The sequence below is a fragment of the Scandinavium sp. M-37 genome, from assembly GCF_043558715.1.
Taxonomy (GTDB): Bacteria; Pseudomonadota; Gammaproteobacteria; order Enterobacterales; family Enterobacteriaceae; genus Scandinavium; species Scandinavium vulneris_A.
In genome coordinates this window covers 158,842-173,882 of record NZ_JBIGIN010000002.1, presented here as the reverse complement: position 1 = coordinate 173,882, position 15,041 = coordinate 158,842, and the positions used below count along the sequence as shown (strand labels likewise).

General features: G+C 56.0%; 10 protein-coding genes. 9 read left to right on the top strand and 1 reads right to left on the bottom strand.

All coding sequences use genetic code 11. The annotated features are described in order from the left end of the window. The 5 genes from araA to rluA all read left to right on the top strand — a co-directional run bounded on the left by araA (position 1) and on the right by rluA (position 8,424). Entirely contained in the window at positions 1 to 1,503 is a 1,503-nt protein-coding gene (araA, locus tag ACG0Z5_RS02755; protein WP_394445218.1) for an L-arabinose isomerase, read from the top strand. Between the two features lie 84 nt (positions 1,504 to 1,587). After that, a complete protein-coding gene (gene araD / locus ACG0Z5_RS02750) occupies positions 1,588 to 2,283 on the top strand; it encodes an L-ribulose-5-phosphate 4-epimerase (RefSeq protein ID WP_394445217.1) in 696 nt (231 codons plus the stop codon). A 75-nt stretch (positions 2,284 to 2,358) separates the two neighbouring features. Then, the gene (gene polB, locus ACG0Z5_RS02745; RefSeq protein WP_394445216.1) at positions 2,359 to 4,716 is read left to right on the top strand and encodes a DNA polymerase II; all 2,358 of its coding nucleotides are present in this window, start codon (positions 2,359 to 2,361) and stop codon (positions 4,714 to 4,716) included. Positions 4,717 to 4,847: 131 nt separating this feature from the next. Continuing rightward, positions 4,848 to 7,754, top strand: coding sequence for an RNA polymerase-associated protein RapA (rapA, locus tag ACG0Z5_RS02740; protein WP_394445215.1), 2,907 nt, complete (start codon positions 4,848 to 4,850; stop codon positions 7,752 to 7,754). A 10-nt stretch (positions 7,755 to 7,764) separates the two neighbouring features. Beyond that, positions 7,765 to 8,424, top strand: coding sequence for a bifunctional tRNA pseudouridine(32) synthase/23S rRNA pseudouridine(746) synthase RluA (gene rluA, locus ACG0Z5_RS02735; RefSeq protein ID WP_394445214.1), 660 nt, complete (start codon positions 7,765 to 7,767; stop codon positions 8,422 to 8,424). 38 nt (positions 8,425 to 8,462) lie between these two features. Here rluA and djlA read toward each other — a convergent pair whose 3' ends face one another. Further along, positions 8,463 to 9,281 carry a co-chaperone DjlA gene (gene djlA, locus ACG0Z5_RS02730; protein WP_394445213.1) on the bottom strand — a complete coding sequence of 273 codons (819 nt, stop codon included), beginning with the start codon at positions 9,279 to 9,281 and terminating at the stop codon, positions 8,463 to 8,465. Between the two features lie 260 nt (positions 9,282 to 9,541). On the opposite strand from djlA, the gene lptD reads away from it, so the two are divergent. From lptD to rsmA, 4 genes are read left to right on the top strand one after another with little or no spacing between them, the layout of a single operon-like run. Then, on the top strand, positions 9,542 to 11,890 hold the full coding sequence (lptD, locus tag ACG0Z5_RS02725; RefSeq protein WP_394445322.1) for an LPS assembly protein LptD: 2,349 nt from the start codon (positions 9,542 to 9,544) through the stop codon (positions 11,888 to 11,890). 54 nt (positions 11,891 to 11,944) lie between these two features. Next, the gene (surA, locus tag ACG0Z5_RS02720; RefSeq protein ID WP_394445212.1) at positions 11,945 to 13,231 is read left to right on the top strand and encodes a peptidylprolyl isomerase SurA; all 1,287 of its coding nucleotides are present in this window, start codon (positions 11,945 to 11,947) and stop codon (positions 13,229 to 13,231) included. After that, a complete protein-coding gene (pdxA, locus tag ACG0Z5_RS02715) occupies positions 13,231 to 14,220 on the top strand; it encodes a 4-hydroxythreonine-4-phosphate dehydrogenase PdxA (protein ID WP_394445211.1) in 990 nt (329 codons plus the stop codon). The genes surA and pdxA overlap by 1 nt, the downstream gene beginning before the upstream one ends. Next, complete coding sequence (gene rsmA / locus ACG0Z5_RS02710; protein WP_394445210.1) at positions 14,217 to 15,038, top strand: 16S rRNA (adenine(1518)-N(6)/adenine(1519)-N(6))-dimethyltransferase RsmA; 822 nt, start codon at positions 14,217 to 14,219, stop codon at positions 15,036 to 15,038. Before pdxA ends, rsmA begins: the two co-directional genes overlap by 4 nt. The last annotated feature ends 3 nt before the right edge of the window (positions 15,039 to 15,041 follow it).

Below are 15,041 nucleotides of genomic sequence, written 5' to 3'. Positions count from 1 at the left end.
ATGACGATTTTTAACAATTATGAAGTGTGGTTTGTGATTGGCAGTCAGCATCTGTACGGTGCCGAGACGCTGCGTCAGGTGACGCAACATGCTGAACACGTGGTCAATGCGCTGAATGCCGAAGCCAAACTGCCGTGCAAGCTGGTACTCAAACCGCTCGGCACCACGCCGGATGAAATTACCTCTATTTGCCGCGACGCGAACTATGACGACAAATGTGCCGGACTGGTCGTCTGGCTGCACACCTTCTCTCCGGCCAAGATGTGGATTAACGGCCTGACCATCCTCAATAAACCGCTGCTGCAGTTCCACACCCAGTTCAATGCCGCCCTGCCGTGGGACAGCATCGACATGGACTTTATGAACCTGAACCAGACCGCGCACGGTGGTCGCGAGTTCGGGTTTATCGGGGCGCGCATGCGTCAGCAGCACAGCGTGGTAACCGGCCACTGGCAGGACACGCAGGCCCACCAGCGTATCGGGGCGTGGATGCGTCAGGCGGTCTCCAAACAGGATACCCGCCATCTGAAAGTGGTGCGTTTCGGCGACAACATGCGTGAAGTGGCGGTCACCGATGGCGATAAAGTCGCGGCGCAGATTAAGTTCGGTTTCTCAGTCAACACCTGGGCGGTTGGCGATTTAGTGCAGGTAGTGAATGAAATCAGCGACGGAGACGTCAGCGCGCTGGTCGATGAGTACGAGAGCAGTTACCGTCTGACGGCGGCGGCGCAGGTTCACGGCGACAAGCGCCAGAACGTGCTTGATGCTGCGCGTATCGAGCTGGGGATGAAACGCTTCCTTGAACAGGGGGGTTTCCATGCATTCACCACCACCTTTGAAGATTTGCACGGTCTGAAACAGCTGCCGGGCCTGGCGGTGCAACGTCTGATGCAGCAGGGCTATGGCTTTGCGGGTGAAGGCGACTGGAAAACCGCCGCGCTGCTACGAATCATGAAAGTGATGTCCACCGGCCTTGAGGGCGGCACCTCCTTTATGGAGGACTACACCTATCACTTCGACAACGGCAACGATTTGGTGCTCGGCTCGCACATGCTGGAAGTGTGTCCGACTATCGCCACCGCGGAAAAACCGGTTCTCGACGTACAGTACCTCGGCATCGGCGGCAAAGCCGATCCGGCACGTCTGATCTTCGATACCCAAACCGGCCCGGCGGTGGTGGCAAGCCTGGTCGATCTGGGCGATCGCTTCCGCCTGCTGGTCAACACCATTGAAACCGTCCAGACCCCGCACAACCTGCCGAAACTCCCGGTCGCCAACGCGCTGTGGAAGGCGCATCCGGATCTGCAAACCGCGTCCGAAGCGTGGATCATCGCCGGGGGCGCGCACCACACCGTCTTCAGTCATGCGCTAACCCTGGAAGATATGCGCCAGTTCGCCGAGCTGCACGACATTGAGCTGACGGTGATTGATACCGACACCCGCCTGCCTGCGTTCAAAGACGCGCTGCGCTGGAATGAAGTCTATTACGGTTCAAAACGCTGAGACAATGCCCGGCGGCACTGCGTTTGCCGGGCCTACGGTTTCGTAGGCCCGATAAGCAAAGCGCCATCGGGCAAGGAGTACACCATGTTAGAACAGTTAAAACAGCAGGTACTGGAAGCCAATCTTGCGCTGCCAAAGCACCATCTGGTGACCCTGACCTGGGGCAACGTCAGCGCGGTGGACCGGGAGCAAGGCGTGTTGGTCATCAAACCCTCCGGCGTTGATTATGACCTGATGACCGCCGACGATATGGTGGTGGTCAGCCTCGCTACCGGGGAAGTGGTGGAAGGCAATAAAAAGCCCTCATCCGACACCCCAACCCATCGCCTGCTGTATCAGGCATTCCCGACCATTGGCGGCATCGTTCACACCCACTCACGCCATGCCACTATCTGGGCGCAGGCCGGGCAGTCGATTCCAGCCACCGGCACCACCCACGCGGACTATTTCTACGGCGCAATACCCTGCACCCGCAAAATGACCGACGCCGAGATTAACGGGCAGTACGAATGGGAAACCGGGAACGTGATCGTCGAAACCTTCGAAAAACAGGGCATCAACGCCGCACAAATGCCTGGCGTGCTGGTGCATTCTCACGGTCCTTTCGCCTGGGGCAAAAACGCCGAAGATGCCGTGCATAACGCCATCGTGCTCGAAGAAGTGGCCTACATGGGGATCTTCTGCCGCCAGCTTGCCCCGCAGCTGCCCGAGATGCAGCCAACGCTGCTGGATAAACACTACCTGCGCAAACACGGCGCGAAGGCGTATTACGGGCAGTGACACCTGTATAAAACCACAGCAATACAAAGCAAACCAGGCTATACTCAGGCCTGGTTTGCTTTGTGAGTAGAGTGCGTGGCCCAGGCGCGAGAAGGTTTTTTATTGACCCGTCACTGGCGGGATACCCCGCAGGGTACGGAAGTATCATTTTGGCTGGCGACCGACAACGGTCCGCTGCAGGTTACCCTTGCGCCGCAGGACTCAGTGGCGTTTATCCCCGAGCTCCACCGTCTGCAAACCGAGCGTCTGCTGCGCGGTGAAAACGATGTGCGTCTGGCGCCCTTATCCCTGAAAGACTTTCACCGCCAGCCGGTGTTTGGCCTTTACTGCCGCTCTCACCGGCAGCTGATGCGGCTGGAAAAATTACTGCGTGCCGAAGGCATTACCGTGTATGAAGCGGATATTCGCCCGCCGGAGCGTTATCTGATGGAGCGCTTTATAACCGCCCCGGTTTGGGTCGAAGGTGAACGTCAGGGCAATGCCCTCGTCAACGCGCGCCTGAAGCCAAGCCCGAACTATCGTCCCCCATTGAAATGGGTCTCGCTGGATATCGAAACCACCCGTCATGGCGAACTCTACTGCATCGGCCTCGAAGGTTGCGGTCAGCGCATTGTGTATATGCTCGGGCCGGAAAACGGTGACTCGTCACAGCTCGATTTTCAGCTGGAATATGTCTCCAGCCGCCCGCAGTTACTCGAAAAGCTTAACGCCTGGTTTGCCGAGCACGATCCCGATGTGTTAATCGGCTGGAATGTGGTGCAATTTGACCTCAAAGTCCTGCAAAAACACGCCGAGCGGTATCGAATTCCGCTGATGCTTGGGCGAGGTAACGTCGAGATCGACTGGCGCGAGCACGGCTTTAAGAACGGCGTGTTCTTCGCCCAGGCCAATGGCCGCTTAATTATCGACGGCATCGAAGCCCTGAAATCCGCCTTCTGGAACTTCCCGTCATTCTCGCTGGAGGCCGTGTCACAGGCGCTGCTCGGCGAAGGAAAATCCATCGATAACCCGTGGGACAGGATGGACGAAATTGAACGCCGTTTCGCCGAAGATAAGCCCGCCCTGGCCAAGTACAACCTTAAAGACTGCGAGCTGGTCACGCGCATTTTCCATAAAACGGAAATTATGCCGTTCTTACTGGAACGCGCCACGGTGAACGGCCTGCCCGCCGATCGTCACGGCGGGTCGGTAGCAGCGTTTGGGCATCTCTACATCCCGCGGATGCACCGTCTGGGCTATGTAGCGCCGAACCTGGGCGAAGTACCGCCGCAGGCCAGCCCCGGTGGCTATGTGATGGATTCCCGCCCCGGCCTGTACGATTCGGTGTTAGTGCTGGATTACAAAAGCCTGTACCCGTCGATCATTCGTACCTTCCTGATAGACCCAGTGGGTCTGGTAGAAGGCATGGCCCAACCAGACGCCGAACGCAGCATCGAAGGTTTTCTTGGGGCGTGGTTTTCCCGGAGTCAAAACTGCCTGCCGGAGATCGTCGGGCAAATCTGGCATGGGCGTGACGAAGCCAAAATTCAGGGCAACAAGCCACTTTCCCAGGCGCTGAAAATCATCATGAACGCCTTCTATGGCGTACTCGGCACCAGCGCCTGTCGCTTCTTCGATCCTCGCCTGGCATCGTCGATCACCATGCGCGGCCACACGATCATGCGCCAGACCAAAGCGCTGGTTGAGTCGCAGGGCTATGACGTCATCTACGGCGATACCGACTCCACCTTTGTGTGGCTGAAACGGGCGCACAGCGAAGAAGAGGCCACCCAAATTGGCCGCAATCTGGTGACGTTTGTGAACGACTGGTGGACCGCTGAGCTACAAAAGCAGGGGCTGACCAGCGCGATGGAGCTGGAGTTTGAAACCCATTTCTGCCGCTTCCTGATGCCCACGATCCGCGGCACCGAAACCGGGAGTAAGAAGCGCTACGCCGGAATGATCCAGACCGGTGACGAGCAGCGGATGGTCTTTAAAGGGCTGGAGACGGTACGAACCGACTGGACGCCGCTGGCGCAGCAGTTTCAGCAGGCGCTGTATCTGCGCATCTTCCGTAACGAGCCGTATAAGGATTTCATTCTGGAAACAATCGACCAACTGATGGCCGGTCAACTCGACGACAGGCTGGTGTATCGCAAGCAGCTGCGTCGCCCGCTGGCAGAGTACCAGCGTAACGTTCCACCGCACGTTCGCGCGGCACGCCTTGCTGATGAGCACAACGCCCGGCTCGGGCGACCTTTACAATATCAATCACGGGGCAGCATTAAGTACGTCTGGACCACCAGCGGGCCTGAACCGCTGGCGTATCAGCAGTCTCCCCTGGATTACGAGCATTACCTCACCAAACAGCTGGAACCCGTTGCCGATGGAATTTTGCCCTTCGTGCAGGATGATTTTGCTACACTACTGACAGGACAGCTGGGGCTATTTTGACAGGTGACTAACACTCTGGCTTCCAGTACCATAGCGCCCTTTCCATTCCTGGCCCCCAATTTTGACTCTCCGTGGTAATTTCTGCGGAGGACAATTATTGCCTGCAATTGTAGATATAGAGCCCAAAATATATGCCTTTTACACTTGGTCAACGCTGGATCAGCGATACAGAAAGCGAACTGGGATTAGGAACCGTCGTTGCGATTGACGCGCGAATGGTCACTCTCCTCTATCCGGCAACGGGTGAAAACCGACTGTACGCCCGTAACGACTCCCCCATCACCCGTGTGATGTTTAATCCAGGCGATACCATTACCAGCCACGACGGCTGGCAGCTACGCGTTGACGAAGTAAAAGAAGAAAACGGCCTGCTGGCGTACGTCGGTACACGTCTGGACACCGAAGAAGAAGGCGTGGTGCTGCGTGAAGTGCTGCTCGACAGCAAGCTGATTTTCAGCAAGCCGCAGGACCGTCTGTTTGCCGGACAAATTGACCGCATGGATCGCTTTGCGCTGCGCTATCGTGCGCGGAAATATCAGAGCGAAGAGTACCGTATGCCGTGGAGCGGCCTGCGTGGCCAGCGCACCAGCCTGATCCCGCATCAGTTGCACATCGCCCACGACGTGGGTCGTCGTCATGCGCCGCGCGTTCTGCTGGCGGATGAAGTGGGTCTGGGTAAAACCATTGAAGCCGGGATGATTTTGCACCAACAGCTGCTGTCCGGCGCCGCCGAGCGCGTGCTGGTTATCGTGCCGGAAACGCTGCAACACCAGTGGCTGGTCGAAATGCTGCGCCGCTTCAACCTGCGTTTTGCGCTGTTTGATGATGAGCGTTATGCCGAAGCACAGCACGATGCCGATAACCCGTTTGAAACCGAACAGCTGGTGATTTGTTCGCTGGATTTCGTGCGCCGCAGTAAGCAGCGTCTGGAACATCTGTGCGACGCCGAGTGGGACATTATGGTGGTGGACGAAGCTCATCACCTGGTGTGGAGCGAAGAGGCGCCGAGCCGCGAATATCAGGCCATTGAACAGCTGGCAGAACGTGTGCCCGGTGTCCTGCTGCTGACCGCGACCCCAGAACAGCTGGGCCTGGAAAGCCACTTCGCGCGCCTGCGTCTGCTTGACCCAAATCGTTTTCACGATTTCGAGCAGTTCGTCGAAGAACAGCAGAACTTCCGTCCGGTGGCCGACGCCGTTTCTCTGCTGCTGGGCGGCGAGAAGCTGAAAGATGAACAGATGAATGCTCTGAGCGATCTGATCGGTGAGCAGGATATCGAGCCACTGCTGCAGGCCGCTAACAGTGCCAGCGACGATGCACAAAGCGCACGCCAGGAACTGATTGCCATGCTGATGGACCGTCACGGGACCAGCCGCGTGCTGTTCCGTAACACGCGTCACGGCGTGAAAGGTTTCCCGAAACGCGAGCTACACACCATCAAGCTGCCGCTGCCGACCCAGTATCAAACGGCAATCAAAGTCTCCGGCATTATGGGCGCACGCAAATCTTCCGAAGAACGTGCCCGCGATATGCTCTATCCCGAGCAGATTTATCAGGAGTTTGAAGGCGACACCGGAACCTGGTGGAACTTCGACCCGCGCGTTGAGTGGCTGATGGGCTATCTGACCAGCCATCGCTCGCAGAAAGTGCTGGTGATTTGTGCCAAAGCCGCCACTGCGCTGCAGCTGGAGCAGGTCCTGCGCGAGCGCGAAGGCATTCGTGCCGCCGTGTTCCATGAAGGGATGTCGATCATTGAACGTGACCGCGCCGCCGCCTGGTTCGGCGAAGAAGACACCGGCGCGCAGGTGCTGCTGTGTTCTGAAATTGGCTCCGAAGGCCGTAACTTCCAGTTCGCCAGCAACCTGGTGATGTTCGATCTGCCGTTCAACCCGGATCTGCTGGAGCAGCGTATCGGTCGTCTGGACCGTATCGGTCAGGCGCACGATATTCAAATTCACGTTCCGTATCTGGAAAAAACGGCGCAATCCGTGCTGGTTCGTTGGTTCCACGAAGGCCTGGATGCGTTCGAACACACCTGCCCGACCGGTCGTACCATTTACGACAGCGTCTATACCCAGCTGATTGAGTATCTGGCAGCCCCAGAAAACACCGACGGTTTTGACGATCTGATCAAAACCTGTCGCGAACAGCACGATGCGCTGAAAGCCCAGCTTGAGCAGGGCCGTGACCGTCTGCTGGAGATCAACTCCAACGGCGGCGAAAAAGCGCAGGCGCTGGCCGAAAGTATTGAAGAGCAGGACGATGACACCGGGTTGATCAGCTTCACGATGAACCTGTTCGATATCATCGGCATCAATCAGGACGATCGCGGTGAGAACCTGATCGTCCTCACGCCGTCCGATCACATGCTGGTCCCGGACTTCCCGGGTCTGCCGGAAGACGGCTGTACCGTGACCTTCGAGCGTGATATCGCCCTGTCGCGTGAAGATGCCCAGTTCCTGACCTGGGAACACCCGCTGATTCGCAACGGTCTGGATTTGATCCTTTCAGGTGACACTGGCAGCAGCACTATATCTCTGCTGAAAAACAAAGCATTGCCGGTGGGTACGCTGCTGCTGGAGCTGATTTACGTAGTAGAAGCCCAGGCTCCGAAACAGCTGCAGTTGAACCGTTTCCTGCCTCCAACGCCGGTGCGCATGCTGGTGGATAAAAACGGCAACAACCTCGCGGCACAGGTCGAGTTTGAAACCTTCAACCGTCAGCTGAGCGCGGTCAATCGTCATACCGGCAGCAAACTGGTAAACGCCGTACAGCAAGACGTTCACGCGATTTTGCAGCAGGGCGAAGCGCAGATTGAAAAAGCGGCGAAGGCGTTGATCGAAGCGGCGCGCAGAGAAGCCGACGACAAACTGAGCGCCGAGCTGGCACGTCTGGAAGCGCTGAAAGCCGTCAACCCGAACATTCGTGATGACGAGCTGGAAGCGATTGAAAGCAATCGTCAGCAGGTGATGGAAGCCCTGGCGCAGGCCGGTTGGCGTCTCGATGCGCTGCGACTGATCGTCGTCACGCATCAATAAGGAAAAGGTTATGGTACTGGAGTCCTACAATCCGCCTCAGGATCCGTGGCTGGTGGTGCTCTACCAGGATGAGCACATCATGGTGGTCAACAAGCCAAGCGGCCTGTTGTCCGTGCCAGGCCGCCTGGACGACCACAAAGACAGCGTGATGACGCGCGTTCAGCGTGATTTTCCACAGGCCGAATCGGTGCATCGCCTCGATATGGCGACCAGTGGCGTGATTGTGGTGGCTCTGACCAAGCCCGCGGAACGGGAGCTTAAGCGCCAGTTCCGCGAGCGTGAACCGAAGAAACAGTATCTGGCGCGCGTCTGGGGACATCCGGAAAAAGCGGAAGGTCTGGTCGATTTACCGTTGATCTGTGACTGGCCGAACCGCCCAAAGCAAAAGGTGTGTTTCGAGACCGGGAAGTCGGCGCAAACCGAGTATGAAGTGCTGGACTATGCCGATGACAATACGGCGCGGGTGCTGCTTAAACCAATAACCGGCCGTTCGCATCAGCTGCGGGTCCACATGCAGGCCTTGGGGCATCCGATTCTCGGGGATCGTTTCTACGCCACGCCGGAAGCGCTGGCAATGGCGCCGCGCCTGCTGCTGCACGCGGCAATGCTGACCATTACCCATCCGCAGTTTGGCACGAGCATGACCTTTAAGGCACCGGTAGATTTTTGAGATGACCCTCTCCGGGCGGAGAGGGCATTCAGAACAGGTTACTTAAATCCCTTCTGTTCCTTTACGAGCTCGTAGGCCCGTTGAATTTCCTGAGCTTTCTGCTTCGCCATTTCCATCATTTCTGGTGGTAAACCTTTTGCCACCAGCTTATCCGGGTGATGTTCGCTCATCAGCTTACGATACGCGCGCTTGATGGTGGTGGCATCGTCGGTGGTTTTCACCCCGAGAACATTACACGCATCTTCCAGAGTTGGGCCCCGCTGCGCCTGCTGCCAGCCGCCACCGGACTGTGACTGCTGCTGATAACCGCCGCCAAATTGCGCGCCGCCCTGCATCATACGCAGGAACTGATCGAACTGGGCACGGGAAATCCCTAACTCGTCGGCTATCACAAACAACACTTCTCGCTCGTTAGGATGTAAAGAGCCATCGGCAAACGCCGCCTGGATCTGAATTTCCAGAAACATCCTAATCAAATCAAAGCGACCAAAACAGACGCCACGGAACTGACGCATCTTCTCACGCAGCGGGTAATTATCCGCTTTACCGACGCGGAAAGCCTGCTGCGCGGCAGTCCGAGACTCGCCGTGCAGATTCATGCGATCCATAAAAATGCTGGCGACATGAATGTCCGCCTCGGTGACACGCCCTTTGGATTTGGTCAGATGCCCCATCACCTCAAAGGTGGTGGCGAAGAACAGAGACTGACGCTCCTGCTGGTTCGCAAAAAAATTGAGTCTGCGGCTACGCGCCTTATCAAACATGTGGCCAATCAGCAGCCCAAGCAGCGCGCCCCAAAACCCGCCGCCCATCATCAGCGCGACTGCCACACCAATCACTTTACCCCAATACTGCATAGACTCCCCGGATAGTCATAATCATCATGCCACAGGTGATGCATTCACCTTGATAAAAGGCGATTTTCCCTACGATGACCTTATGGTCAGTGCAGGACATAACCTATAATTTGCTTTATCATACTCGCCATTCTACACGGTGCCTAACGCCACTGGTTCGAAGCGGCAGGATAAACACTGGCGCGTTAACGATGAGTACGTTAGTCTCTGACCGTTTGCAAGCCGCGAAGCCACAGATGACGGAACAACAAATAAAACGTATGAAAAAACGTATTCCCACCCTTCTGGCTACCCTGATCGCCAGCGCCCTGTACTCTCAACAGAGTGCGGCAGCTGACCTCGCAACACAGTGTATGCTGGGGGTACCAAGCTATAACCGTCCGCTGGTTCAGGGGGATACTAATAGCCTGCCTGTCACCATCAATGCCGATCACGCCAAGGGCAATTACCCAGATAATGCCGTATTTACCGGCAATGTCGATATTAATCAGGCCAATAGCCGATTACAGGCGGATGAAGTGCAGTTGCACCAGAAGCAGGCACCGGGTCAGGCTGATCCGATTCGCACCGTCGATGCTTTGGGCAATGTACACTATGACGATAACCAGGTTATCCTGAAAGGTCCTAAAGCCTGGTCGAATCTGAATACCAAAGATACCAACGTCTGGAAAGGCGACTACCAGATGGTCGACCGTCAGGGTCGCGGTACCGCTGACGTCATGAAACAGCGTGGCGAAAACCGTTACACCATTCTTGATAATGGCACCTTTACCTCTTGCTTACCGGGGTCAAATACCTGGAGCGTGGTGGGGAGTGAGGTTATCCATGACCGTGAAGAACAGGTCGCGGAAATCTGGAACGCCCGCTTTAAAATTGGCCCGGTACCGGTCTTCTACAGCCCGTATCTGCAGTTACCGGTGGGCGACAAGCGTCGTTCAGGTTTCCTGATCCCTAACGCCAAATACAGTAGCAACAACGGCACGGAAATCCTTCTGCCGTACTACTGGAACATCGCGCCGAACTTCGATGCCACCATCACGCCGCACTATATGGAAAAGCGTGGCGGCATCATGTGGGAAAACGAATTCCGCTATCTGACCAAAGCGGGCGCAGGCCTGCTCGAATTTGATTACCTGAATAAAGATAAAGTCTACGAAGACGAGAATCCAAACGAAGACAACAGCCGTCGCTGGCTCTTCTACTGGCGCCATGCTGGCGTAATGGATCAGGTGTGGCGCTTCAATGCCGACTACACCAAAGTCAGCGATCCGAAATACTTCAACGATTTTGATTCCAAATACGGTTCCAGTACCGACGGTTACGCTACGCAGAAATTCAGCGTTGGCTATGCCATTGAGAACTTCAACGCTACCGTATCGAGCAAGCAGTTCCAGGTGTTCGACACCGAGAACTCAAACTCCTATGCGGCCCAGCCGCAGCTCGACGTTAACTACTACCAGAATGATGTCGGTCCGTTTGATACGCATATCTATGGCCAGGTGGTGCATTTCAAAAACACCAACGACAACATGCCAGAAGCCACGCGTGTCCATCTTGAACCGACCATCGATCTGCCGCTGTCTAACGGTTGGGGAAGTCTGGATACCGAAGCCAAACTTCTGGCCACTCATTATCAGCAGGAAGACGTTGAGTGGTACAACAACAGGTACGGTACCAAACTGAAAGAAAACGTGAGTCGTGTGCTGCCGCAGTTCAAAGTAGACGGCAAGATGGTCTTCGAGCGGGATATGGACTGGTCACAAGGCTACACTCAGACCCTCGAGCCGCGCGTGCAGTACCTGTATGTACCGTATAAAGATCAAAGCGACATCATGTCGTATGACTCCACGTTGCTGCAGTCGGATTACAGCGGTCTGTTCCGCGATCGTAGCTACAGCGGTCTTGACCGTATCGCGTCGGCTAACCAGGTGACCACCGGTATTACGTCTCGCGTCTATGATCAAAACGCGGTTGAACGTTTTAACGTTTCCGTGGGTCAAATCTACTACTTCACGCCGTCTCGTACCGGCGACGAAGACGATAACTGGTCGCAGAGCGATCAGAAAGGCTCCCTGGTATGGGCCGGTGATACCTATTGGCGCATGACCGACCAATGGGGACTGCGTGGTGGCGTACAGTATGACACCCGTCTGGACAACGTGGCGACCGGCAACGGCACCGTTGAATATCGCCGCGATGAAGATCGTTTAGTGCAGTTGAATTACCGTTACGCAAGCCCGGAGTACATTCAGGCCACGCTGCCTTCTTACTCCACGGCACAGCAGTATAAAGACGGGATCTCGCAGGTGGGCATGACCGCAAGCTGGCCGGTAGTGGACAGATGGTCTGTGGTAGGCGCGTATTACTATGATACCAACGCCAATAAACCCGCGGATCAGATGATAGCCGTACAGTATAACTCCTGCTGTTACGCGCTCCGCGTTGGCTATGAGCGTAAGCTCAACGGTTGGGATGCGAACAATGCCCAGGGTGTATACGACAACGTGATCGGCTTCAATATTGAACTGCGCGGCCTGAGCTCTAACTATGGCCTGGGCACTCAACAGATGTTGCGCTCGACCATCATGCCGTATCAGAGCTCTTTGTAACGCCACAGTTTAAAAACGTAATCCGCCTTTGCGGTTAATTGAAATGGAAAGAGTATGAAGAACTGGAAAACGCTGCTTCTCGGTATCGCCATGGTTGCGAATACCAGTTTCGCTGCCCCGCAGGTTGTCGATAAAGTAGCAGCCGTCGTGAATAACGGCGTAGTACTGGAAAGCGACGTCGATAGTTTGATGCAGTCCGTCAAAGGCAACGCAACTCAGGCCGGGCAACAACTGCCGGATGACGCTACCCTGCGTCACCAGATTCTGGAGCGTCTGATCATGGATCAGATTGTCCTGCAGATGGGCCAGAAAATGGGCGTCAAAGTGTCGGATGAGCAGCTTGATGCCGCCATTGCCAACATCGCCAAGCAGAACAACATGTCGATGGATCAGATGCGCAGCCGTCTGGCCTACGATGGCATGAACTACAACACCTACCGCAGCCAGATCCGCAAAGAGATGATTATCTCAGAGGTGCGCAATAACGAGGTGCGTCGTCGCATTACCGTTCTGCCGCAGGAAGTGGATTCTCTGGCGTCTCAGATGGGCAATCAGAACGATGCCAGCACCGAGCTGAACCTGAGCCACATCCTGATCCCACTGCCGGAAAACCCGACCTCCGATCAGGTTAACGAAGCGGAGAAGCAGGCGCGTTCTATCGTCGAGCAGGCGAACAAAGGTGCTGATTTCGGTAAGCTGGCGATCACTTTCTCTGCTGATCAGCAGGCGCTGAAAGGCGGCCAGATGGGTTGGGGTCGTATTCAGGAACTGCCGTCTATCTTCGCGCAGGCGCTGAGCACCGCCAAAAAAGGTGACATCGTTGGTCCGATCCGTTCCGGCGTCGGCTTCCACGTCCTCAAAGTCAACGACCTGCGTGGCCAGAGCCAGAGCATCTCTGTCACGGAAGTGCATTCCCGCCACATCCTGCTGAAGCCGTCTCCAATTATGACCGACGACCAGGCACGGGCGAAACTGGAACAGGTTGCGGCTGACATTAAGAGTGGCAAGACCACCTTTGATAAAGCAGCCAAAGAACTGTCTCAGGATCCAGGCTCTGCCAACCAGGGCGGCGATCTGGGCTGGGGTACGCCAGACATGTACGATCCGGCATTCCGCGATGCTCTGATGAAGCTCAGCAAAGGCGAACTCAGCGCACCGGTTCACTCCTCGTTCGGCTGGCACCTGATTCAGTTGCTGGATACCCGTAACGTTGACCGTACCGATGCCGCACAGAAAGACCGTGCTTATCGTATGCTGATGAACCGTAAGTTTGCTGAAGAAGCAGCGACCTGGATGCAGGAACAGCGTGCCACCGCGTACGTCAAAATTCTGAGCAACTAATGACGCAACCCCAACGTGTTGTTATCACTCCCGGCGAACCTGCCGGGATTGGTCCAGACCTGGTGGTTCAACTGGCCCAGCTTGACTGGCCTGTTGAACTGGTGGTCTGTGCCGATGGAACGCTTCTGACAGACCGGGCAGCAATGCTCGGTTTGCCGTTAACGCTCCTGCCCTACGATGCCTCTCAGGCGCCAGTGCCGCAAAAAGCCGGCTCCCTGACTCTCCTTCCTGTTGCGCTTCATGCTCCGGCGGTTCCCGGCGTTCTCAATGTCCAGAATGGTCCCTACGTGGTGGACACCCTGGCGCGTGCCTGTGACGGCAGCACCCAAGGCGAGTTCGCGGCATTGATAACCGGGCCGGTGCAAAAGAGCATCATCAACGATGCGGGCATTGCCTTTACCGGGCATACCGAATTCTTCGAAGAGCGTTCGCACACCGATAAAGTGGTGATGATGCTGGCGACAGAAGAGTTGCGCGTCGCGCTGGCGACCACCCATCTGCCGTTAAAAGCGATTAGTGATGCCATCACCGCCGATCTATTGCGGGACGTAATTACCATCCTCGATAACGACCTGCGCCACAAATTTGGCATTGCCGAACCGCATATTCTGGTCTGTGGGCTGAATCCGCACGCCGGAGAAGGCGGGCATATGGGGATGGAAGAGATTGACACCATTATCCCGGTGCTGGATGAGATGCGTGCGAAGGGCATGAATCTGAGCGGGCCGCTGCCAGCGGATACGCTGTTCCAGCCGAAATATCTCGATCATGCTGATGCGGTGCTGGCAATGTACCACGATCAGGGTCTGCCCGTGCTAAAATACCAGGGCTTCGGCCGAGCAGTGAACATTACGCTCGGTCTACCTTTTATCCGCACCTCCGTTGACCACGGCACCGCACTTGAACTTGCGGGCCAGGGGAAAGCGAACGTCGGCAGTTTTATTACGGCGCTTAATCTCGCCATCAAAATGATTGTTAACTCTAAATGAATAATCGAGTCCATCAGGGCCACTTAGCCCGTAAACGCTTCGGGCAAAACTTTCTCAACGATCAGTTTGTGATCGACAGCATCGTTTCGGCTATCAACCCACAGAAAGGCCAGGCGATTGTTGAAATCGGCCCCGGCCTGGCCGCCCTGACCGAGCCGGTAGGCGAACGTCTGGATAAACTGACCGTTATCGAGCTTGACCGCGACCTGGCTGCACGTCTGCAAACGCACCCGTTCCTCGGGCCAAAGCTGACCATTTTCCAGCAGGATGCGATGACCATGAACTTCGGCGAACTGTCGAAGGAAATGGGCCAGCCGCTGCGCGTGTTTGGTAACCTGCCGTATAACATCTCTACCCCGCTGATGTTCCACCTGTTTAGCTATACTGATGCCATTGCCGATATGCACTTTATGTTGCAAAAAGAAGTGGTCAATCGTCTGGTTGCAGGGCCAAACAGTAAGGCGTATGGTCGTTTAAGCGTCATGGCGCAGTACTACTGCCAGATTATCCCTGTGCTGGAAGTGCCGCCAACCGCCTTTACGCCACCGCCTAAAGTGGATTCTGCCGTGGTTCGACTGGTGCCTTACACCACGCTGCCGCATCCGGTGAAAGAGGTTCGGGTATTAAGCCGAATCACTACCGAAGCGTTTAACCAGCGTCGTAAGACTATCCGTAACAGCCTCGGCAATATCTTCTCAATCGACGTGTTAACCGAGCTTGGCGTTGACCCGGCGATGCGTGCAGAAAATATCTCTGTGGCCCAGTACTGCCGTCTGGCTAACTGGCTGTCAGAAAATGCGCCCCCGAAGGAGAGCTAAACC

Excerpts from the sequence above, each read along its gene's own strand:
- araA (WP_394445218.1), top strand. The coding sequence starts at position 1 with ATGACGATTTTTAACAATTATGAAGTGTGGTTTGTGATTGGCAGTCAG.
- araD (WP_394445217.1), top strand. The coding sequence starts at position 1,588 with ATGTTAGAACAGTTAAAACAGCAGGTACTGGAAGCCAATCTTGCGCTG.
- rapA (WP_394445215.1), top strand. The coding sequence starts at position 4,848 with ATGCCTTTTACACTTGGTCAACGCTGGATCAGCGATACAGAAAGCGAA.
- rluA (WP_394445214.1), top strand. The coding sequence starts at position 7,765 with ATGGTACTGGAGTCCTACAATCCGCCTCAGGATCCGTGGCTGGTGGTG.
- djlA (WP_394445213.1), bottom strand. The coding sequence starts at position 9,281 with ATGCAGTATTGGGGTAAAGTGATTGGTGTGGCAGTCGCGCTGATGATG.
- lptD (WP_394445322.1), top strand. The coding sequence starts at position 9,542 with ATGAAAAAACGTATTCCCACCCTTCTGGCTACCCTGATCGCCAGCGCC.
- surA (WP_394445212.1), top strand. The coding sequence starts at position 11,945 with ATGAAGAACTGGAAAACGCTGCTTCTCGGTATCGCCATGGTTGCGAAT.
- pdxA (WP_394445211.1), top strand. The coding sequence starts at position 13,231 with ATGACGCAACCCCAACGTGTTGTTATCACTCCCGGCGAACCTGCCGGG.
- rsmA (WP_394445210.1), top strand. The coding sequence starts at position 14,217 with ATGAATAATCGAGTCCATCAGGGCCACTTAGCCCGTAAACGCTTCGGG.